Below are 19,887 nucleotides of genomic sequence, written 5' to 3'. Positions count from 1 at the left end.
GGCGGCGATGAACCTGATCCTGTTCGGACCACCGGCGGCGGGCAAGGGCACACAGGCCAAGCGGCTGGTCGAGGCCCGCGGCATGGTCCAGCTGTCGACCGGCGACATGCTGCGCGAGGCCATCGCTTCGGGGTCCGAATTGGGTCGTGAGTGCCAGGCCATCATGTCGCGCGGCGACCTGGTGTCCGACGCCATCGTCATCGCCCTGATCGAAGCCCGGCTTAAAGAGGCCGGGGACGCCGGCGGGGCCATCTTCGACGGCTTTCCCCGCACTGTGGCCCAGGCCGTCGCGCTGGACGCCATGCTGGCCAAGCTGGGCAAGCAAATTGATCGAGTGGTCCGGCTCAAGGTTGATGACGCCGCCCTGCTGGACCGCGTTGCCGTCCGCTTCGCCGACCAGGGCCGTCCGGACGACAATCCGGAAAGCTTCAAGGTCCGGCTGGACGCCTACAACCGCAACACCGCGCCCCTGTTGCCCTACTATGCGGACAAGGGCCTGCTGAGCGAGATTGACGGCATGGGCGCCATCGCAACCGTCGCCGCCGCCATCGACGCGGTGCTGGACGGCCCATCAAGCTGAACGGCAGCTGACCGATCCGGCGTCCCGCGCGTTCAGTCGTGCGTGATAGGATTGGCCCGTGAAACCTGAACCTCCGCTGTTGAACAAAGACCGGCTGCGCAAGCTGGGCGTCGTCGTGGGTGTCACCATGGCGCACCTTGGCGTTTTCAGCATCATGGCCCGTGTGGACGCGCCGGAGCCCTGGCCCGAACAGCCGCCGGCGATCAATGTGGTTCTGTTTCGCCCGCCCCCGCCGCCCCCGCCGCCTCCACCGCCCGCGAAGCCGGCGCGGACCCAGGGGGGCGGGAAACCGGCAGCGCCCTCGCGCATCCATGTCCCTCTCAAGCCGCCGCCGAAGCGTCCGCCCGAACTCGTCGCGCCACGTGTCCCCGCGCCCGAGCCGGCGCTGGTCGTCGGCTTAGCGCCGGTGGCCAGCCCCACCCCGGGCATGGGGCAGGGCGGCACGGGGAACGGGACCGGCACGGGCGACGGCGACGGCGACGGCCCCGGATCGGGCGGCTCCGGTCCGATGATCCTGCGCCCCGCGTCATCTGCCGAGATCCAGTCCGTCGGCCCGCCGCCTGTCCGCGGCGTCCGTCGCCCGCCGGGGCGGGTTGTCGTCAACTGCGTCATCCGCACCGATCAGCGGCTCGGCGATTGCCGCATCGTCGAGGAAAATCCCCGCGGCTTCGGTTTTGGAGAGCAGGCCCTGAGGGCGACGGAGTTCTTCCGCTATCGTCCGCCCATGACCGCCTCCGGCCGGCCGATAGAGGGCCAACGGGTCACGACCTTCGTCAATATCGGGCGCTGACACGGGCTTCTGACGCCCGTCAGCCGTTGACGAGCAGGGAATCCCCTGTATAAGGCGCGCTTCCGCGAAGGACGTCGGCGCTCCTGGTCTGTTGACCGGAGCGTTTGTTGCGTCCGTCAACGCGTATCTGGAGAGCTTCGTGGCCCGTATCGCTGGTGTCAACATCCCGACCAACAAGCGCGTAGAGATCGCGCTGCAGTACATCCATGGCATCGGCGCCCACGCCGCCAAGGACATCACGACCAAGGTCGGCATCGAGCCCGCCCGGCGCGTGAACCAACTGACCGACGCCGAGGTCCTGCAGATCCGGGAGACGATCGACAAGGATCACACCGTCGAGGGCGACCTGCGCCGCGAAACCTCGATGAACATCAAGCGTCTGATGGACCTGGCCTGCTATCGCGGCCTGCGTCACCGCAAGGGCCTGCCGGTCCGCGGTCAGCGCACCCACACCAACGCCCGCACCCGCAAGGGTCCCGCCAAGCCGATCGCCGGCAAGAAGAAGTAAGACATAGACATGGCCAAGGAACCGGGTCGCGTAAAGAAGCGCGAGCGCAAGAACATCACCTCGGGCGTCGCCCACGTGAATGCGTCTTTCAACAACACCATGATCACGATCACCGATGCCCAGGGCAACGCGATCTCGTGGTCGTCGGCCGGACACATGGGCTTCAAGGGTTCGCGCAAATCGACGCCCTACGCCGCCCAGATGGCCGCTGAAGACGCGGGCAAGAAGGCCCAGGAACACGGCGTCAAGACGCTGGAAGTCAACGTTTCGGGTCCCGGTTCCGGCCGTGAGTCGGCCCTGCGCGCCCTGCAGTCGGTCGGCCTGACCATCACCACCATCCGCGACGTCACGCCGATGCCGCACAACGGTTGCCGTCCGCCCAAGCGCCGCCGCGTCTAAGCGAACCGACCGACTATCTATCTCCGCCAGTCCCGGCGTGCCTGACGAGGCCCCTCTTGCACAAGAGGTTTGGGACCGGCGAACTCCGTTTTCGAGGGACACCCATGATCGAACGTAACTGGCAAGAGCTGATCCGTCCCGAGAAGCCGCAGATCGAGGCGAGCTCCGACCCCCAGCGCAAGTCGCGCCTGGTCGCCGAGCCCCTGGAACGCGGTTTCGGCGTGACGCTCGGCAACGCCCTGCGCCGCGTTCTCCTGTCGTCGCTGCAAGGCGCCGCCGTGACCGCGATCCAGATCGACGGCGTGGTCCATGAATTCTCGTCGCTGGAAGGCGTGCGCGAGGACGTGGTCGACATCGTGCTCAACATCAAGCAACTGGCGCTGCGCATGCACGCCGAAGGCCCCAAGCGCATGACCCTGCGCGCCACAGGCCCCGGCGCCGTCACGGCCGGCCAGATCGACGTCCCCGCGGACATCGAGGTGCTGAACCCCGACCACGTCATCTGCACGCTGGACGAGGGCGCTTCGGTGCGCATGGAACTGACTGTCCAGAACGGCAAGGGCTATGTCGCCTCCGAGCTGAACCGTCCGGAAGACGCCCCGATCGGCCTGATCGCCGTCGACGCCCTGTATTCGCCGGTCAAGCGCGTCGCCTATCGCGTCGAGCCGACCCGTCAGGGCCAGTCGCTGGACTATGATAAGCTGATCCTCGAGGTCGAGACCAACGGCGCCGTCTCGCCGGTGGACGCCGTGGCCTACGCCTCGCGCATCCTCCAGGACCAACTGCAGATCTTCATCACCTTCGACGAGCCCAAGAAGGCCGTTGAGGCCATCGACGGCAAGCCGGACCTGCCCTTCAACCCGGCCCTGCTGAAGAAGGTAGACGAGCTGGAACTGTCGGTGCGTTCGGCTAACTGTCTGAAGAACGACAACATCGTCTACATCGGCGACCTGATCCAGAAGACCGAGGGCGAAATGCTTCGCACCCCGAACTTCGGTCGCAAGTCGCTGAACGAGATCAAGGAAGTGCTGGCGACCATGGGCCTGTCCCTCGGGATGGATGTGCCCAACTGGCCGCCGGAAAACATCGAAGACCTGGCCAAGAAGTTCGACGACCAGATCTAGTTTCAACCCTCCGCCCAAGAGCCATCCCAGATTTCTGGCGGGTTCGCGGAGCGGTTAGAATGAGTTAGCCCAAGGTCCGGCCATCCTTTTCAGGATGGGCGCGGAAACCGGGGTTGAGTAGGAGAGACCCCGATGCGCCACGGCGCCGCCTATCGCAAGCTCGGTCGTACGAGCGCCCACCGGACCGCCATGTTCGCCAACATGGCTGCGTCGCTGATCAAGCACGAGCAGATCACGACCACGCTCCCCAAGGCGAAGGAATTGCGTCCCTTCGTCGAAAAGCTGGTCACCCTCGCCAAGAAGGGCGACCTGCACGCACGCCGTCAGGCCATCAGCCAGGTCCGTGACGTGCCGCAGGTGGGCAAGCTGTTCGAGACGATCGGCCCGCGTTACGCCGAACGCAACGGCGGCTATATCCGCATCATGAAGGCCGGCTATCGCCACGGCGACAACGCCGCCATGGCCGTGATCGAGTTCGTCGATCGCGACGCCGACGCCAAGGGCCTGGACTCGGGTCCGGTCTACGCCATCGAGGGCGACGAAGAAGCGTAAGCTTCGACGTAGGGGCTACGACAAAGGGGCGGCCGGTGCGAACCGGTCGCCCCTTTTTTCAGGCGCCGGACCGGCCCTGGCGACCCGCTACAATTCGGGCGAGACAATCTCGACAATCCGTCCGCCACAAGCTCGACAAGCAAGACATAAGCGACACTCGCTTGCCGCCCGCAGCCGCTCCGGCGAGAACAGGTCATGGACCTCCTCATCGTTCCCTATGGACCCGCCCACGCCGCCGCCTGGCGGTCGCTGAACGAGGACTGGCTGCTGGCCGGCGGTTATGCGCTTGAGGCCAAGGACGAGCTTGTCCTCACCGATCCGCAAGGCGTCATTCTCGACAAGGGCGGCCACATCTTTATCGCCGAACAAGACGGACAGCCCGTCGGCTGCTGTTCACTGATGGCCATGGCCGACGGCGGTTATGAGGTCGGCAAGATGGCCGTGACCGAGGGTGCGCGGGGCCTCAACCTCGGCTGGCGGCTGCTGGAGGCCTGCGAGGCGGCGGCGCGGGCCGGCGGCGCGCCGCGGCTGTATCTGGAGACCAATGCGGCCCAGACCCACGCTATCGCCCTGTACCGCCGCTTCGGCTTCCACGACCTGCCGGCCCAGCCGACGCCCTATGCGCGCTGCAATGTCTGGATGGAAAAGCCGCTTTGACGGCTATTCCTTCGACAGGTCCTGACGCCGGAACAGGACCAGGGCGAGGAGCAGCGGGAAGGTGCACCAGACCGCCAGGCTGACGATCGCGGGCCAGAGGGCGGCCTCGGTGGTCATCACGCGCACGATGCCCGGCTGGATGAGGTTCTTCAGCGTGTCATAGGCCAGGCCCGGCATCAGCAGTTGGGCGAGCCAGCCGTCGGGATCCAGCTTCAGCAGCATCATGACCGGCGGCGCGCCGAGGATCGACTGGCCGAAGCCAAGCGCCCAGGGCACGAACAGGGACGCCAGCAACGACCGCGTCACCACCGCCGTCAGCAGGGCCATCAGGCCGTACTGAACGATCCGGACATAGGACAGGAACCAGATGAGGGCCGCATCGCCCGCCATATCGGCCGTCACGGAGAAGGTCGGCAGCCGGTCGAAGATGATCGCCTGCGCCAGGAAGTAGATGAAGCCGGCGACCAACATGGCGAGGGTCGACGCGATGGCCATCAGCTTCATCGTCCCGACCTTGCCCAGGATCAGGAAGGTCCGGTTGTTCCGCGCGCTGATCAGCCGCCAGGTCTCCCAGCGATAGTCGGTCGCATAGACCGTCGCCGCGCCGATCAGCATGAAGGTCATGAGAACGCCGTTGGCCCCGTGATGGGCGCCGAAGACGAGGAATTCGGCTAGGTTGAGCGGCGCCCCGGCGACCTCGACCGGCAGACCGGCGGCCGCGGCGGCGGCATCGCCCTGGTTCTTGTTGACGACATGGAAGACGACGCCGCCGATGGCGAAGATCACCGGAACAAAGATCACGCTCCAGAAGACCGCCATCCGGTTGCGCAGAATGCGATAGGTTTCAGCGGCCAGTGCATCAAACAGCATGGATCGTCTCCGGCGCATGCACCGCGCCCGTCTCGGTGAAGAAGATGCTTTCCAGGTCGGTCCCGACCCAGCGCGCCTCATGGATGTCGACGCCCTGTTCGACCAGGCCGCGGATCAGGGCCGGGCCCTCGGCGCGGCTGACGTCGGCCAGCACGGCCTCGCCGTCGCGGATGCCCTTGGCGCCCAGCACGGACAGAACCTTGTCGATCGGTCCGGCCGACAGGCGCAAGCGCTCGCCGACAGCCGTCAGCTCGCTGACCGCGCCTTCACGCACCAGTTTGCCCTTGTTCAGGATGGCGACGCGGTCGCAGACGCGCTGGACCTCGAGCAGCTGGTGGCTGGCCAGGACGACGGTCAGGCCGTCGTCATTGGCCAGGCTGCGGATCAGGGCGCGCATCTCCTGGATGCCGGGAGGATCCATGCCGCTGGTCGGTTCATCCAGAATGATCAGTTCGGGCTTGCTGATCAGGGCGGCGGCGACGCCGAGGCGCTGCATCATGCCCACTGAGAAGCCGCGCACCTTGCGGTCCGCCGCTTCGGACAGCCCGACCCGTTCCAGCCAGTACGGAATGTCCGCAGTACCGGCGATGCCGTGCTCCAGCGCCAGCCAGTGCAGCACCTGCCGTGCGGTCAGATAGGGGGGATAGCGCGGGGTCTCGATCATCGAGCCCGTCAGGCGCATGTGGGCGATGTCGCCGACCGGCCCGTTCATGATGGTCGCCGTGCCCTCGGTCGGTCGGATCAGGCCCAGCAGGATGCGGAACAGGGTCGACTTGCCGGCGCCGTTCGGCCCCAGCACGCCATAGACCCCACCCCGGGGAATGGAGAGGTCCAGCCCGTCAAGGGCGCGGACGGTTCCGTAGGTCTTGGTGAGCCCACGCGTTTCAATCACGGCTGTCATGCGGCGAGCTTGGCCGGGCGGACAACCTGAAGCAAGGCGTTGCATCGGTGTCGCGGATTAAGGATAGGCAATGTGGTGCGCCAATGGAGTCTCCGATGCTGCCTCGTCTGACGACCGCCTTCGCGGCTGTCTGCGCCCTCATCGTGGCTGGATGCGCGAGCACGCCGACGCCCGGACCCTTCGCCCCGGCCGCCCGGCCGCCGGTCATCCTGATCTCGATCGACGGATTCCGGTGGGACTATCTGCAACGCGGCGTGACCCCGACCCTGAACGCCCTCGTGGCCGAGGGCGCGAGCGGCCCGATGCGGCCGTCCTTCCCCAGCGTCACCTTCCCCAACCACTATACGCTGGTCACCGGAAAGCACCCCGACCATCACGGCATCGTCAGCAACGCCATGGTCGATGCGGAACTGGGCCGGTTCGCCCTGGACGTACCCGAGGCGGTGACGGACCGCCGCTGGTGGGACCAGGCCGAGCCGATCTGGGTCACGGCGGAGAAGGCGGGCCTGGTGACCGGGACAATGTTCTGGCCCGGGTCCGAGGCTGCGATCGGGGGCGTGCGGCCGACCTACTGGACCCGGTTCGACCAGTCGCTGCCGGGCGATGCGCGGGTGGACCAGGTGCTGGCCTGGCTGGACCTGCCGCCGCCCGAGCGGCCCGCCTTGGCGACGCTCTATTTCGACATCGTCGACACCGCCGGCCACGAGAACGGCCCGGACGCCGCTGGAACAGTTGAGGCCCTGGCCTCGGTGGACGCCTCGATCGCCCGCCTGATCGCGGGGCTGAAGGCCCGGGGGCTGGAAGACGACGCCGTACTGGTCATCGTGTCCGACCACGGCATGGCCGCGACCTCGCCCGAGCGGGTGATCCAGCTGGACGACCTGGTGGATCCGGAGGCGCTGCGGATCGTCTACACGGGCGCGGTGACCTTCCTCGATCCGGTTCCGGGACGCGAGGCCGAGGTCGAGACGGCGCTGGTCGGGCGCCATCCCCATGCGGAGTGCTGGCGCAAGGCCGACATCCCGGCGCGCTTCGTGCTGGGGTCCAATCCGAGGGTCGCCGCCATCGTCTGTTCGCCCGAGGTCGGCTGGCTGATCGCCACGCGGGCGCGGCCGGTGACCCGGTCCGGCGGCGCTCACGGCTATGACAACGCCGCGCCCGAGATGAGGGCGCTGTTCATCGCCCACGGGCCGGGCGTGGCGCGGGGCATACGAGTGGGCGACCTCGACAGCGTCGATGTCCAGCCCTTGCTGGGGCGGTTGCTGGGGCTGGCCGTTCCTCCGGGCGACGGGCGGGCCGGGGACACGGCGGCGGCCCTGATCGACTGAAAGGCCCCGACGGAACGCGACGGGCCGGGCCGTTTGCCGCGGGGCGCGCCTTGATACGGTCCAGAATTCCGGGCGGAATGGCGTTGTCATCGTCCCTCTGAACGACCGGATGTCCATGAAGACCCGCACGCTCGCCCTAGCCCTCGCCCTGACCCTCGCCGCCTGCGGCCAGTCGAACGATTCCAAGGCCCAGGACGGGGTCTTCGCCGACAACCGCGTGGTTCCCGGCGACGCCATGGCGATGAAGTCCAGCTTCGCCCCCGTGGTGCGCACCGCCGCCCCCGCCGTGGTCAATGTCTCCGCGCGCGGCGTCCAGCAGGTCCAGGACCCGTTCTGGTCAATGTTCGGGCAGGGCCCCCGCGCCCAGCAGGTCGGCTCGGTCGGCTCCGGCGTCATCGTCCGGGCCGACGGAGTGGTGGTGACCAACTATCACGTCATCAACGGCATGCAGCAGATCAAGGTCGTGCTGAACGACCGCCGCGAATTCGACGCCCGGATCATCCTGGCCGACGAACGATCCGACATCGCCGTGTTGCAGCTTGACGGCGTCAACGAGCGGCTTCCGACCCTCAATATCGACGACCGCGAGGAACAGCAGATCGGCGATCTGGTGCTGGCCATCGGCAACCCCTTCGGCGTTGGCCAGACGGTGACCAACGGCATCATCTCCGCCCTGAACCGGACCGAGACGGGCATTTCCGACAGCGGCTCCTTCATCCAGACCGACGCGGCCATCAATCCGGGCAATTCGGGCGGGGCGCTGGTCGACATGGACGGTGACCTGATCGGCATCAACACCGCCATCTTCTCGCGTTCGGGCTCGTCCTCGGGGGTCGGCTTCGCCGTACCAGCGGCGGCCGTGCGCCGGGTGGTGGACTCCGCCGTCGGCGGCGCCACCGCCGTAATCCGTCCGTGGCTGGGCCTCAAGGGCGACTCCGTCAGCGCCGACATCGCCCGCAGCCTCGGTCTCGACCGGCCGCAGGGTCTGGTGGTGACCGAGATCTGGCCCGGCGGTCCGGGAGACCGCGCTGACCTGCGCCTCGGTGACGTCATCACAGCCATCGACGGGGCCGAGGTCAATGACCAGGGCGGCCTGAATTTCCGCATCGGCACCCGCGAGCCCAATGAGACCGTTCGCGTATCCGTGTTGCGCGACGGTCGGCCGCTGGTCGTGGACGCACGTGTGCAGCGCTTGCCCGGCGACGCGGATGTACGGGGGGCGATGGTGATCCAGTCGGGCGGCCTGACCGGCGCCCAGGTTCTGGCCCTGAATCCTGCCCTCGCCGACAGCCTCGGCGGCGATCCCTTCGCCAGCGGCGTGGTCGTCGGCGGGGTCGCGTCCAACAGCTATGCGCGGCGGGGCGTCGGTCTGCAGACGGGCGACGTCATCATGGCCGTCAACGACCGCACCGTGACCTCGCCGCAGCAACTGGCCAACCTGCCGCGCGGAACCCAGCTGATGGTCGAGCGCCGCGGCCAGCGCGGCGTTCTGGTGGTGCGCTGATCGCCTATTTGACCGGCGCGCCGATTGACCAGGTGTGGCCGAACGGGTCGCGCAGCTGGCCGTAGCGGTCGCCCCAGAACTGGTCGGCCAGCGGAAACAGCGGCACGCCGCCGGCCAGAAGCGCGCGGTTCCACCATTCGTCGGCATCGTCGACCTGCAGGTGGATCGTCACCCCCTTGGGCTCGACGTCCTGCTCGCCGTCGAACTCGGGGAATTCGTCGTTCAACATCACGCTGGCGCCGTTGATCATGAGGTGGGCGTGCATCAGCCGCTCGCCGTCCTCAGCCGGCACACGGCGGATTTCCGTGGCCCCGAAGGCGCGGGTGTAGAATTCGATCGCCGCCTGGCCGCCGCGCGAGGGGATGGTCAGGTGGGGGGTGACGCCCGTCGTCGGGCCTTGGGCGTTGTGGTCGTCAGCCATGTCACGCTCTCCTCGCTTTGCGACCACACTAACGCGTGAAATACGCGCCCGTAACGCCTATCTATGACCGCGTATGACTGACCTGTTCGAGGCCTCTGGCATCCATCCTCCCCCAGAATCGCAAGTTGGGGCGCCGCTGGCCGACCGGCTGCGGCCGCGCTCGCTTGAGGAGGTGGTCGGTCAGGACCATCTGCTGGGGCCGGGCGGGCCGATCCGGCGCATGGTCGAGGCCGGGCGACTGGGCTCGATGATCCTGTGGGGTCCGCCCGGCACCGGCAAGACCACCATCGCCCGCCTGCTGGCCCAGGCCGCGGGCTATCAGTTCCAGTCGCTGAGCGCGGTCTTTTCCGGCGTCGCCGACCTCAAAAAGGCGTTCGAGGCTGCGCGCATGCGCCGCGCCGCCGGCCAGTCGACCCTGCTGTTCGTCGATGAAATCCACCGCTTCAACCGCGCCCAGCAGGACGGCTTTCTGCCGTTCGTAGAGGAGGGGATCGTCACCCTCGTCGGGGCCACCACCGAGAATCCGTCATTCGAGCTGAACGGGGCGCTACTGTCGCGCTCGCAGGTGTTCGTGCTCAAACGGCTCGATGACGAGGCTCTGAATCAACTGTTGATCCGAGCCGAGACGCAGGAGGAAAAGGCCCTGCCGCTGACGCTCGAGGCCCGTCAGGCGCTGCTGGCGCTGGCCGACGGCGACGGCCGCTACCTGCTGACCATGACCGAGACCCTGTTCGCCCTGCCCGACGGCGACCTCGATGTTCAGGGCCTGGCCGCTACCCTGCAACGCCGCGCGCCTGCTTACGACAAGAGCAGAGAAGAACACTATAACCTTATATCTGCGCTGCATAAATCGGTTCGAGGATCTGACCCGGACGCGGCCCTCTACTGGTTGGCACGAATGCTGAACGGCGGCGAGGATCCACTGTTTCTGGCCCGTCGCATCGTGCGCATGGCGGTCGAGGACGTCGGCGAGGCGGACCCGTTGTCCCTGCTGGTCGCCAATGCGGCCAAGGATGCGTACGACTTCCTGGGCTCTCCCGAGGGAGAACTGGCCCTGGCCCAGGCCGTCGTCCACCTCGCCACCGCCCCCAAGTCGGTCGGGGTGTACGAAGCCTTCAAGGCGGCGAAGAAGGCGGCCGCCGAGACCGGCTCGCTGATGCCCCCGGCCCACATCCGCAACGCCCCCACCAAGCTGATGAAGTCGCTCGGCTACGGCAAGGGCTACCAGTACGATCCGGACACCCCCGAAGGATTCTCGGGCACCAACTTCTTCCCCGAAGGCATGGAGCGCCGCACCTTCTACGCCCCGAAGGGCGAGGGGCATGAGGCGAAGGTGAAGGAGCGGCTGGAGCGCTGGGCGGCGCTGCGGGCGAAGACACAGGGCGACGGCGAATGAACCTGAACCAGGTCACCGTCGACGTCTGCGACATCCCGCGCGCTCGCGCCTTCTACCAGCGGCTCGGGCTGGAGCTGATCGTCTCCAGTGACCACTACGTCCGCTTCCTCTGCCCGGGCGGCGCGACCTTCTCGATCCATCTCGCGGAGGCCCCCGCGCCCGGCGGGACGATGGTCTATTTCGAGTGCGACGATGTCGATGACCGGGTCGCCGCCCTGAAGGCCGCTGGCGTCGTCTTTGACACCGATCCGGCGAACCAGCGCTGGCTCTGGCGCGAGGCGCGCCTGCGCGACCCCGACGGCAATCGCCTGTGTCTGTATTTCGCCGGCGAGAACCGCATCAATCCGCCATGGCGGGTCCCGGCCGGTTAGCGTTGCCGTAACATCGTTCCCGGCGTAGCCTCCCCGGCGTCAACCTTGGGAGGGGCAAATGACGGACATGACAGTGAAGACGCCGTGGCATCTGTGGGTGGTCGGCCTGGCGGGCCTGCTGTGGAACGGCTACGGCGCCTACGGCTACTACATGACCAATACCGGGGGCGACGCCTTTATGGCTGCCGCCGGGATGACCGAGGCCCACATTGCCTATGTCAACGCCATGCCGGCCTGGACGAACGCGGCCTGGGCATTCGGTGTCTGGGGCGGCCTGCTGGGATCGGTGTTGCTGCTGTTGCGGATGAAATGGGCCTTTCACGTCTACCTGGTATCGCTCCTCGGCCTGATTGGCAGCCTGATCTACCAGTACGGGATGTCGGACGGCGCCCAGTTCGGGGGAGCGTCCAGCATGATCATGTATGCCTTCATCCTCGCGGGCTGCCTGTTCCTCCTCTGGTACAGCCGGATGATGGCCGGACGCGGCGTGCTTCGCTGATGGTGAGGGGCTGACGGGCGGTCGGTCTTTCGCCTATGCAGGCGCGGTGACCGACCGTTCCCCCGTTTCCCTGTCCGAAGCCGACATCGCGGCCGTCCGCTCGTGGATCCTCCACGAAGACGAGTCGGTGATCGTGTTCAACAAACCCGCCGGCCTGTCCAGCCAGGGCGGCCGCATCCAGGCCCATACGCTGGACGATCTGCTGTGGGCGTTCGCGCGTTCGAACGGCAAGCGGCCCGATCTGGTGCACCGGCTGGACCGCGACACCTCGGGCGTGATCCTTGCTGCTAAAACCAAGCCCGCTGCCGGTTTCCTCGGCAAGGCGATGCAGGCGCGGCGGTTCAAGAAGACCTATCTGGCCCTGCTTTCCGCCGCGCCTGAGCCGAGGGCGGGGACCATCGAAACCCCGCTGCTGCGGCAGGAGATCGGCCGCGAGAGCTATATGCGCGCCGTCACGGCCGACACGCCGGGGGCCCAGGCGGCGCTCAGCCGCTATCGCACGCTCTCGGCTACAGACGACGGCGCTCTTGTCGAGCTGGACCCCGCCACCGGGCGGATGCACCAGCTGCGTGTCCATATGGCCTCGATCGGGCGTCCACTGGCCGGCGACGCCCGCTACGGCGGCGCCCTGACCTTCGCCGGCCGCGCCGCGCCGCGTCTGATGCTGCATGCGGCCAAACTGACGTTTCCCCACCCCGAAGGCGGCTACCGCACGGTCGAAGCGCCGCCGCCCGAGGATTTCGAGGCGTTGAAGTCCGCGGCGGGGCTTTAGCATTCCTCCCCCACAGGGGGAGGGGGACCGCCCGTAGGGCGGTGGAGGGGGCTGACAACCGGGTAAATCGCGGATAAGTTGTCTTCATGGAAGCACCGAAGCTTACCATCCGCCGCGCCCGCGACCTCCGCCGCCGGTTGACCTTGCCGGAGGTGGTTCTGTGGACCGCGCTCAGGGGCCGCCGGCTCGGCGGGCTCCGGTTCCGTCGGCAGCATCCGATCGGACCCTATATTGTCGACTTCTTCTGTCCGGCCTTACGTCTTGCCCTTGAGGTGGATGGCCGGGTGCACGAGCATCCCGACAGTTTGCGGCATGATCGTCGCCGCACGGATTGGCTGAACGAGCGGGGTGTCGAGGTCTTCCGGATCTCGGCACGCGCCGTCCTGGAGAACCTTGATGGCGTACTCTTGGTGATCCGCCAGCGCGCGGGTGGCCCCCTCCACCATGCTCCGCATGGTCCCCCTCCCCCTGTGGGGGAGGACTGAGTTCACCGGCCTTCGCAGGTTGGAACCGCAGCTGTTTCTCTACGCTTCTTCAATGAACGCCCGGAGACCCGCCATGACCCGCCTGACCCTGCCCCTGATCGCCGCCGCCGGCCTCGTCCTGTCGGCCTGCGCCAGCCTCGCGCCCTATGGCGCCCAGATGGGGCCGGGCGGGCAGGGCTATGCCGAGCAACGGATCGAGTCCAACCGCTTCCGCGTCACCTACAACGGTGTCGGCGCGCCGGGTCCGGTCATGGACATGGCCCTGCTCCGCGCGGCCGAGCTGACCACGGCCGAGGGCCATGACTGGTTCGAGGTCACCCAGCGCTGGACAGACGGCCGGCTCGACAGCGCCGGGGGCATGCGCCCCAGCATCGGGGTCGGTTACGGCTCCAGTCGCTCCAGCGGTCGCTACGGCGGCTATTCGTCGTCCGGAGTTGGCCTTGGTGTCGGCCTGAACTTCAGCGGCCCCTCCGCGATCTCAACCACGCTGGAGGTGCTGATGGGCGACGGCGAGCGACCCGACCGGCCGAACGTCTATGATGCCCGTGCGGTGCAGGACAGCTTGCGGCGGTGAGCCAATGTAATGACAGGGACGTTACGATCTGCTAGGGTATTTCCAATAGGAGCCCTGTCATGCCCCCCGCCCCCGTGCGCGAAACCCTGAATATCCGCATCAAGGCCGCCGATCGCGGTCTGATTGATCACGCTGCTGAACTGACCGGCAAGACCCGGACTGACTTCATCCTCGACGCCACCCGCCGGGCGGCCGAGGACGCGATTCTGGATCGCACTCTGTTCGTGCTTAAGCCCGACGCCTACGACAAGTTCATCGCCCGTCTCGATGAACCGCCGCGGCCGAATGAGCGCTTGCGGCGAGCCCTCCAGACCCCCGCGCCTTGGGATAAGAACGATTGATCTCGGGGCCTGAGCCTCTTGCGGATCATCACCGGCTTGAGGCGTTCGACAGCGGCGTTCCGGCCTTGGATGTCTGGCTGCGGCGTCGCGCGAGATATAATCAGGCCCATGGCGGCTCACGAACCTTTGTGGCCTCTGACAATGGCGACGTCATTGCCTGGTACGCGTTGGCTTCCGGCTCCATCTCGGTCGTCGAGGCCTTGGGGCGCTTTCGTCGCAACATGCCGGACCCCGTTCCAGTGATGCTGCTGGCGCGATTGGCGGTGGACCGGCGTCTGCAGGGACAGGGGTGGGGGCGAGCCCTTTTCCGCGACGCGGCCCAACGCGTGAGCGCCGTCGCGGAAACGGTTGGTGTTCGCGGAATGGTCGTTCATGCCATCTCGGCCGAAGCGAGCGATTTCTACCGCGCGCTGGGATTCGAACCCTCTCCCGTCACGCCGAGAACCTTGATGATCACGCTCGCTGACATGAGGGACGCGTTGTCCTGACGCTACCGCCCACCCCGCGTCAGCGCCCGGTATTCGACCAGCCGCTCCTTGTCGCGCCGGACCTGATCGGACACGGCGTTGTCGACGTCCAGCGAGGCGTAGCGGACCCAGCCCTCGACACCCAGCTTGTCCTGGATCGCCGCCACGGGCGTGCGCCAGCGGAAAAAGGATAACCAGCTGACCAAACCCCCCAGCACGGCGGCAAGTCCCTGGAGGGCGCGGAAACCCGCCTCGCCTGTCGCCGGCGCGGGCTCGAGGGCCAACACCGCCAGACCGATGACCAGCACCAGCGGTGTCATGATCCGCTGGGCCCAGCGCATCCAGTAGCGCTCGCGGCGCACGCGCCACAGCTCCATCTGGACGTGCTTTTCCAGATATTCCATCCGCGCGCCCAGCCACATGGTCAGCCGGGTCAGATACTGCGCCCGCTGGCCCCAGCCCTTGCCGTCCTGCTGGAACTGGGTCTCAGCCTGATCGGCCATGGCGCGAGCGCTGGTGAACAGGTTCTGTAGCTCGCGCGTCCGCTGCACAATCTCGCGCGACAGCTCGTAGGAGTCATTCTCCAGCTGGAACCGGTACTGAATGAACAGCACCGCTTGCAGGCCCCAGTAGAGGCCGAGCGCCGCGATCATCGCGCCGGCGGCCAGTCCCAGGCCCATCGCAGCGGATCCGGTCCAGCTCGTGAACCAGCCCGGGCCGAGGATGGCGAGGGCGGCGAAGGCGGCCAGCGCCCCGGCCTGGCTCAGCCGCTTGACCGTGACGTGTGTCACCAGCGCCTTGAACACCCGTCGGCCATAGCCGTGGATGCGGCTGCGGATGTCGGTGTCGACCGGGAACCGCTCCTCGATCTGGCGGCTGAACAGGACGTGGAACCGGTCCGGCTTTCCGTCGGTCTCCCAGAACGGAAAGATGTCGAGCGGCTGGTTGAAATACTCGTCGATATGCGAGCCGACGATCGCCTCGGCCTCGGGCGTGGCGGAGAAATACTCGCTCTCGGAAATCGGACGCAGGATGCCGTCGCCTCCCCGCAGAGGCGCGCGGCCGTGGCTCGGCGTCGGCGACGGCACGGCCCGGTGGGGACTGTCCTCGGCCCCGGGCGGGGGTGGATTCGGCGCGGCGTGCAGCCGGGCGTCCTCGCCATGGCCGCCGTGGCCCCCGTCGAGCGGTGCGCCGTGTCCGTGGCTGTGATCGTCTTGCGACATGGCGCGTGCGGCGGTCCCTTAAATCGTCAGCCCGTCAGTATGGCGGATCGACGCCGTCGGGCCGACGGCGTTCCCCCTGGGCGCGAAGCGGCGCCGCTGGGCTAGATATCGGCGTTAACCGCGTGGCAGGGCAAGTGAAGTTTCGGTCAGGGTCGCTCGCCTTCGCTTTGTCGCGAAGTCCAGTATAAGCCCCGCATCATGACACGTCTTCTCATCGTCGCAGCCGGGGGCGCTCTCGGCGCCGTCGCCCGCTACGGCATCGGCCGCCTGCTGCCCGCGACGGGCTGGCCGTGGGCCACCCTGACGGTCAATGTCGTCGGCGGCCTGCTGATGGGGTTGCTGGCGGGGTGGCTGGCGTTCAGAGGCGGGGCGCATGGCGAAAGCCTGCGCCTGTTCGCCGCCGTCGGCGTGCTGGGCGGCTTCACCACCTTCAGCGCCTTCTCGATGGAGACGGCGTTGATGATCGAGCGCCGTCAATTGGCCATGGCGGGCGGATACGTCGCCGCCTCGGTGGCGCTTTCGGTGCTCGCCCTGTTCATCGGCCTGATGGTCGCCCGCCGCGCCTTCGGAGCCGCTTCTTGACCGACGAACCCATCCGGGAAGCCCCTGACGCCCCCAAACGCGAGGTCCAGACCCTCTATGTCGGCGAGGCCGAGGACGGCATCCGCCTCGACCGCTGGTTCCGCCGGCGCTGGCCGCACCTGTCCAACATCCAGGTGCAGAAGATGGCCCGCAGCGGCCAGATCCGCGTCGACGGCGCCCGTATCAAGCCCGAAGGCCGGCTGACCGCCGGCGCCGCCGTGCGCGTGCCGCCGATCCCTGATGACACCTCGCGTCAGGCCGGCGACGTCCACACCCTCAGCCCGCAGGACATCAAGTTCGCCAAATCCCTCGTGCTCTACGAGGACGACATGGTCATCGCCATCAACAAGCCCCACGGCCTCGCCGTCCAGGGCGGCACCAAGACCAGCCGCCACGTCGACCGCCTGCTCTCGGCCTGGGGGGAGGGTATGGACCGTCCGCGTCTGGTCCACCGCCTCGACCGCGACACCTCGGGCGTTCTGCTGCTCGGCAAGGGTCCCGAGGCGGCCAAGCGGCTGGCGGGCGCCTTCGCCCGGCGTCAGGCCAGGAAGACCTACTGGGCCATCGTCATCGGCAATCCCAAGCCCGCCGCCGGCCAGATCGACATGCCGCTGAAGAAGACCGGCATCAACGACTTCGAGATGATGCGCCCCGCGGACCGCAAGGACCCGCGCGCCGAACCGGCCGAGACCGCCTTCGCCACCATCAGCCGCGCGGCCCACCGCGCCTCGTGGATGGCCCTGCGGCCCTTCACCGGCCGGACGCACCAGCTGCGCGCCCACATGGCGGGGATCGGCCATCCGATCCTCGGTGATCCGAAATACGGCGACGAGGCGTCGAAGGAGCTGTCGAGCGGCCTGAAGCTACAGCTCCACGCCCGTCGCATCGAGCTGGAACACCCGTCCGGCGGCATGCTGGTGGTCGAGGCGCCGCTTAGCCCCGAGATGCGCGCCGGCTTCGTTCATTTCGGCTTCGAGGAAGCCGAGGGCAACGAGAGCGATCCGTTCGAAGGGGTGAAACGGCAGCGATGAGGAGCAACCCCCCCCACCATCCTTCGGATGGTCCCCCTCCCCCGATGGGGGAGGAATGAGGGCCCGTCCCCTCGCGGTCTTCGACATCGACGGCACCCTGGTGGACAGCCGGGCGTCGATCCTGCGCGCGGCCGTCGAGGCGTCGCGCGACGTCGGCCTGCCCGAGCCGGACTATGAGACGGTGCGGATCGGCATCGGCCTGCCGCTGCACGACGCCCTGCGCCTGATCGCGCCCCGGATCGACGCGCCGACGCTGGATCGTTACGTCGATGGCTTCAAGGCGGCCTTCCAGCGCATGAACGCCGACCCGGACTTCCACGAGCCGCTCTACGACGGTGCGATGGACCTGCTGCGCCGCCTGCACCGGGACGGCTGGCGTCTCGCGCTGGCGACCGGGCAGTCGCGCCGCGGCGTGACCCGCAACCTGGCCCGCGAGGGCTGGTCCGACCTGTTCCTGTCCAGCCACTGCGTCGACGACGGACCCGGCAAGCCGCATCCGGCCATGCTCCACGCCGCCATGGCCGCTTGCGACGCCTGTCCGGCCACGACGGTCATGATCGGCGACACGGCCCACGACGCCACCATGGCCGTCAACGCCGGCGTCCTGCCCCTCGGCGTGAGCTGGGGCTTCCACACCATCGAGGAACAGCGCACCGCCGGCGCCCGCCACGTCACGACCAGCTTCGGTGAACTGGCCGTGGTCCTGGACGGTTTCGCCGCCATGGCCGGGGAAACCGCCTGATGCACATCCCGCCCCTCGACCCCAACGTCGCCGCCCGCAAGGGCTTTCGCGAGTCCGAGGAGCGGCTCAAACGCTTCTGGAAGGCCGTGGACGTGGCGGAAGGCGAGGGCGGTTGGGCTGTCACCCTCGACGGCCGCACGCCCAAGACGCCCGCCCACGCCCCGCTGCGCCTGCCGACCGCGGCCGCCGCGCGTCTGGCGGCCGGGGAATGGGCCGCCCAGGGCGAGTTCATCGACCCGGCGACCATGCCCGCCACCCGTCTGGCCTCCACCGCCATCGACCGGGTCTCTCAGGTCCGCGAGGCCGTGGCCGACGAGATCGCCGCCTTCGCCGGATCGGACCTGCTCTGCTACCTCGCCGACCATCCGACTTCGCTGGCCGCCGAACAGGCCCGCGAGTGGACGCCTTGGCGCGACTGGGCCGCGCTGGAGCTGGGCGTCGTCCTGGAACCGGCCGAGGGCATCCGCCATCGGGTCCAAGACCCCGCCGCCATCGCCCGCGTCCGCGAACTGGCCCTGCGGCTCGATGATTTCGCCCTGACCGGGCTGGCCATGGCCACCCCCCTGCTGGGCTCGGCCGTTCTGGCGCTGGCGCTCCAGCGCGGTGTGCTGTCGGGCGAGGCCGCCTTCGACCTCAGCCGGCTCGACGAAGCCTTTCAGGAACGTCAGTGGGGCGAAGACGCCGAGGCCGCCGAACGCACCGCCGCCCGCCGTGCCGAGGCCGTGCTGCTGGACCGGTGGTTCCGGGCGTTGGAAGTCTAACTTTCCAGTCTGGAAAATAATCACTTGACGAAGTGGAAAGTCAGAGTCACTTTCCAATCCAGAAAGTGAGATCACGCCATGACCGATGACCCCACCCCCGCCGAGGCCCTCGCCGCCATCGCGGCCTCCCGCAAGACGGTGCATGACCGTGTCGGCGCCCATGGCTGGCGATATGATTTGGCCTATTCCGCCATTTCGGCCGGGATGGTCGGCGCCCAGGCGCTCGACGGCCCGTTCAATGTCACGGGCATGACCCTCGGCGTCCTGGCCCTGGTGCTGATGTTCCAGGCCGAGGCGCGCCGGAGCGGGGTCAAGGTGACCGGCGTCTCGCCGCGCAACGCCCGCTGGGTCGCCATCGTCCTCGGCGCGGTCTTCGCCGGCGCCATGCTGGGCATGGTCATGGTCCGCCGGCTGGTCGATCCGGACCGGTTGCCGCTCGTCGTGGCGGGGGTGATGGCGGTGGCCTTCGTCATCGCCCTGTTCGGCTCGCGCCTGTGGCGGCGGGTCTATCGCGCCGAAATGCGGGGGGACGTATGAGCGCCGTCCCGCAGTTCGATCCCGTCATCCACGCCCCCGGCCGACTGCAGATCTGCGCCATCCTGTCGGCCGCCGACGAAGCCGAGTTCGCCATGGTGCGCGACGCGATCGCGGTGTCGGATTCCGTCCTCTCCAAACACCTGAAACAACTGGAGGAGGCGGGCTACATCAAGCTGCGCAAACAGGCCCACGCCGGGCGTCAGCGTACGTGGTTGGCACTGACCGCCGTCGGCCGCAAGGCCTTCGCCGCCCATGTCGCCGAACTGACCCGGCTGGCCGGGATGATCGAACCAGCCCGGCTGGGGGAGGGGTTCTCTGGGTAAAGCCCCTCCACCGCCGTTCCGGCGGTCCCCCTCCCCCGATGGGGGGGACTTGACGGCGCGCCATTCCTCCCCCGACGGGGGAGGGGGACCATGCGAAGCATGGTGGAGGGGCGCTTGCCTCCGCCCCCGGCCGTCCTTAAGCCTCCCGC

Annotated in this window: 27 protein-coding genes; 23 read left to right on the top strand and 4 right to left on the bottom strand. The window is 68.0% G+C overall.

Translation table 11 applies throughout. The features are described 5' to 3' along the window. The first annotated feature begins 7 nt into the window (after nucleotides 1-7). The 7 genes from Q8K49_RS14615 (at nucleotide 8) to Q8K49_RS14585 (ending at nucleotide 4,610) form a co-directional block, all read left to right on the top strand. Nucleotides 8-580 carry an adenylate kinase gene (locus Q8K49_RS14615; protein ID WP_305306823.1) on the top strand — a complete coding sequence of 191 codons (573 nt, stop codon included), beginning with the start codon at nucleotides 8-10 and terminating at the stop codon, nucleotides 578-580. 58 nt (nucleotides 581-638) lie between these two features. Further along, nucleotides 639-1,370, top strand: a complete 732-nt coding sequence (locus Q8K49_RS14610) for an energy transducer TonB (RefSeq protein WP_305306822.1) — start codon at nucleotides 639-641, stop codon at nucleotides 1,368-1,370. Nucleotides 1,371-1,509: 139 nt separating this feature from the next. After that, entirely contained in the window at nucleotides 1,510-1,878 is a 369-nt protein-coding gene (gene rpsM, locus Q8K49_RS14605; RefSeq protein WP_305306821.1) for a 30S ribosomal protein S13, read from the top strand. Between the two features lie 9 nt (nucleotides 1,879-1,887). Continuing rightward, nucleotides 1,888-2,277: a 30S ribosomal protein S11 gene (gene rpsK / locus Q8K49_RS14600; RefSeq protein WP_013268944.1), complete on the top strand. Its 390-nt coding sequence runs from the start codon at nucleotides 1,888-1,890 to the stop codon at nucleotides 2,275-2,277. A 104-nt stretch (nucleotides 2,278-2,381) separates the two neighbouring features. Then, on the top strand, nucleotides 2,382-3,401 hold the full coding sequence (locus Q8K49_RS14595; protein ID WP_284223072.1) for a DNA-directed RNA polymerase subunit alpha: 1,020 nt from the start codon (nucleotides 2,382-2,384) through the stop codon (nucleotides 3,399-3,401). 132 nt (nucleotides 3,402-3,533) lie between these two features. Continuing rightward, nucleotides 3,534-3,953 (top strand): 50S ribosomal protein L17, encoded by a 420-nt coding sequence (rplQ, locus tag Q8K49_RS14590; RefSeq protein WP_305306820.1) that lies wholly within the window; start codon nucleotides 3,534-3,536, stop codon nucleotides 3,951-3,953. A 195-nt stretch (nucleotides 3,954-4,148) separates the two neighbouring features. Next, nucleotides 4,149-4,610, top strand: a complete 462-nt coding sequence (locus Q8K49_RS14585; protein WP_305306819.1) for a GNAT family N-acetyltransferase — start codon at nucleotides 4,149-4,151, stop codon at nucleotides 4,608-4,610. Between the two features lie 3 nt (nucleotides 4,611-4,613). On the opposite strand, the gene Q8K49_RS14580 is transcribed toward Q8K49_RS14585, so the two are convergent. Together Q8K49_RS14580 and Q8K49_RS14575 are read right to left on the bottom strand one after the other, a co-directional pair. Then, nucleotides 4,614-5,480 (bottom strand): hypothetical protein, encoded by an 867-nt coding sequence (locus tag Q8K49_RS14580; protein WP_305306818.1) that lies wholly within the window; start codon nucleotides 5,478-5,480, stop codon nucleotides 4,614-4,616. Continuing rightward, complete coding sequence (locus Q8K49_RS14575) at nucleotides 5,470-6,381, bottom strand: ABC transporter ATP-binding protein (RefSeq protein ID WP_305306817.1); 912 nt, start codon at nucleotides 6,379-6,381, stop codon at nucleotides 5,470-5,472. The genes Q8K49_RS14580 and Q8K49_RS14575 overlap by 11 nt, the downstream gene beginning before the upstream one ends. Before the next feature lie 95 nt (nucleotides 6,382-6,476). Between Q8K49_RS14575 and Q8K49_RS14570 the strand changes: the two genes are divergently transcribed. Beyond that, nucleotides 6,477-7,709 carry an ectonucleotide pyrophosphatase/phosphodiesterase gene (locus Q8K49_RS14570; RefSeq protein WP_305306816.1) on the top strand — a complete coding sequence of 411 codons (1,233 nt, stop codon included), beginning with the start codon at nucleotides 6,477-6,479 and terminating at the stop codon, nucleotides 7,707-7,709. 115 nt (nucleotides 7,710-7,824) lie between these two features. Continuing rightward, on the top strand, nucleotides 7,825-9,213 hold the full coding sequence (locus tag Q8K49_RS14565) for a trypsin-like peptidase domain-containing protein (RefSeq protein WP_370867788.1): 1,389 nt from the start codon (nucleotides 7,825-7,827) through the stop codon (nucleotides 9,211-9,213). A gap of 4 nt (nucleotides 9,214-9,217) precedes the next feature. On the opposite strand, the gene Q8K49_RS14560 is transcribed toward Q8K49_RS14565, so the two are convergent. Further along, nucleotides 9,218-9,634, bottom strand: coding sequence for a VOC family protein (locus Q8K49_RS14560; RefSeq protein WP_305306814.1), 417 nt, complete (start codon nucleotides 9,632-9,634; stop codon nucleotides 9,218-9,220). A gap of 73 nt (nucleotides 9,635-9,707) precedes the next feature. Between Q8K49_RS14560 and Q8K49_RS14555 the strand changes: the two genes are divergently transcribed. The 8 genes from Q8K49_RS14555 (at nucleotide 9,708) to Q8K49_RS14520 (ending at nucleotide 14,560) form a co-directional block, all read left to right on the top strand. Further along, nucleotides 9,708-11,030, top strand: a complete 1,323-nt coding sequence (locus Q8K49_RS14555; protein WP_305306813.1) for a replication-associated recombination protein A — start codon at nucleotides 9,708-9,710, stop codon at nucleotides 11,028-11,030. Next, nucleotides 11,027-11,401, top strand: a complete 375-nt coding sequence (locus Q8K49_RS14550) for a VOC family protein (RefSeq protein WP_305306812.1) — start codon at nucleotides 11,027-11,029, stop codon at nucleotides 11,399-11,401. Before Q8K49_RS14555 ends, Q8K49_RS14550 begins: the two co-directional genes overlap by 4 nt. A 58-nt stretch (nucleotides 11,402-11,459) precedes the next feature. Next, nucleotides 11,460-11,900: a hypothetical protein gene (locus Q8K49_RS14545; RefSeq protein WP_305306811.1), complete on the top strand. Its 441-nt coding sequence runs from the start codon at nucleotides 11,460-11,462 to the stop codon at nucleotides 11,898-11,900. Nucleotides 11,901-11,946: 46 nt separating this feature from the next. Next, the gene (locus Q8K49_RS14540; protein ID WP_305306810.1) at nucleotides 11,947-12,672 is read left to right on the top strand and encodes an RluA family pseudouridine synthase; all 726 of its coding nucleotides are present in this window, start codon (nucleotides 11,947-11,949) and stop codon (nucleotides 12,670-12,672) included. An 86-nt stretch (nucleotides 12,673-12,758) separates the two neighbouring features. Continuing rightward, nucleotides 12,759-13,157 carry an endonuclease domain-containing protein gene (locus tag Q8K49_RS14535; RefSeq protein WP_305306809.1) on the top strand — a complete coding sequence of 133 codons (399 nt, stop codon included), beginning with the start codon at nucleotides 12,759-12,761 and terminating at the stop codon, nucleotides 13,155-13,157. A gap of 73 nt (nucleotides 13,158-13,230) precedes the next feature. After that, nucleotides 13,231-13,731 (top strand): hypothetical protein, encoded by a 501-nt coding sequence (locus Q8K49_RS14530; RefSeq protein WP_305306808.1) that lies wholly within the window; start codon nucleotides 13,231-13,233, stop codon nucleotides 13,729-13,731. Nucleotides 13,732-13,790: 59 nt separating this feature from the next. Further along, nucleotides 13,791-14,072 carry a DUF1778 domain-containing protein gene (locus Q8K49_RS14525; protein ID WP_305306807.1) on the top strand — a complete coding sequence of 94 codons (282 nt, stop codon included), beginning with the start codon at nucleotides 13,791-13,793 and terminating at the stop codon, nucleotides 14,070-14,072. Further along, a complete protein-coding gene (locus Q8K49_RS14520) occupies nucleotides 14,069-14,560 on the top strand; it encodes a GNAT family N-acetyltransferase (protein ID WP_305306806.1) in 492 nt (163 codons plus the stop codon). Before Q8K49_RS14525 ends, Q8K49_RS14520 begins: the two co-directional genes overlap by 4 nt. A gap of 2 nt (nucleotides 14,561-14,562) precedes the next feature. Here Q8K49_RS14520 and Q8K49_RS14515 read toward each other — a convergent pair whose 3' ends face one another. Continuing rightward, complete coding sequence (locus Q8K49_RS14515; protein ID WP_305306805.1) at nucleotides 14,563-15,762, bottom strand: hypothetical protein; 1,200 nt, start codon at nucleotides 15,760-15,762, stop codon at nucleotides 14,563-14,565. Nucleotides 15,763-15,960: 198 nt separating this feature from the next. Here Q8K49_RS14515 and crcB point away from each other — a divergent pair, with 198 nt between their 5' ends. From crcB to Q8K49_RS14485, 6 genes are all read left to right on the top strand, one after another. Then, complete coding sequence (crcB, locus tag Q8K49_RS14510) at nucleotides 15,961-16,344, top strand: fluoride efflux transporter CrcB (protein WP_305306804.1); 384 nt, start codon at nucleotides 15,961-15,963, stop codon at nucleotides 16,342-16,344. Next, nucleotides 16,341-17,375, top strand: coding sequence for an RluA family pseudouridine synthase (locus Q8K49_RS14505; protein WP_305306803.1), 1,035 nt, complete (start codon nucleotides 16,341-16,343; stop codon nucleotides 17,373-17,375). Before crcB ends, Q8K49_RS14505 begins: the two co-directional genes overlap by 4 nt. Before the next feature lie 55 nt (nucleotides 17,376-17,430). Then, entirely contained in the window at nucleotides 17,431-18,117 is a 687-nt protein-coding gene (locus Q8K49_RS14500; protein ID WP_305306802.1) for an HAD-IA family hydrolase, read from the top strand. Beyond that, nucleotides 18,114-18,878, top strand: a complete 765-nt coding sequence (locus Q8K49_RS14495; protein ID WP_305306842.1) for an ATP12 family chaperone protein — start codon at nucleotides 18,114-18,116, stop codon at nucleotides 18,876-18,878. The genes Q8K49_RS14500 and Q8K49_RS14495 overlap by 4 nt, the downstream gene beginning before the upstream one ends. Nucleotides 18,879-18,956: 78 nt before the next feature. Further along, complete coding sequence (locus Q8K49_RS14490; RefSeq protein WP_305306801.1) at nucleotides 18,957-19,415, top strand: hypothetical protein; 459 nt, start codon at nucleotides 18,957-18,959, stop codon at nucleotides 19,413-19,415. Further along, nucleotides 19,412-19,738 carry a transcriptional regulator gene (locus Q8K49_RS14485; protein ID WP_305306800.1) on the top strand — a complete coding sequence of 109 codons (327 nt, stop codon included), beginning with the start codon at nucleotides 19,412-19,414 and terminating at the stop codon, nucleotides 19,736-19,738. The genes Q8K49_RS14490 and Q8K49_RS14485 overlap by 4 nt, the downstream gene beginning before the upstream one ends. Nucleotides 19,739-19,887: the final 149 nt, after the last annotated feature.

It is taken from the genome of Brevundimonas sp. (genome assembly GCF_030682035.1).
Taxonomy (GTDB): Bacteria; Pseudomonadota; Alphaproteobacteria; order Caulobacterales; family Caulobacteraceae; genus Brevundimonas.
Note: the sequence above shows the minus strand (reverse complement) of the source record. Positions and strands in the feature narration are given on the sequence as shown.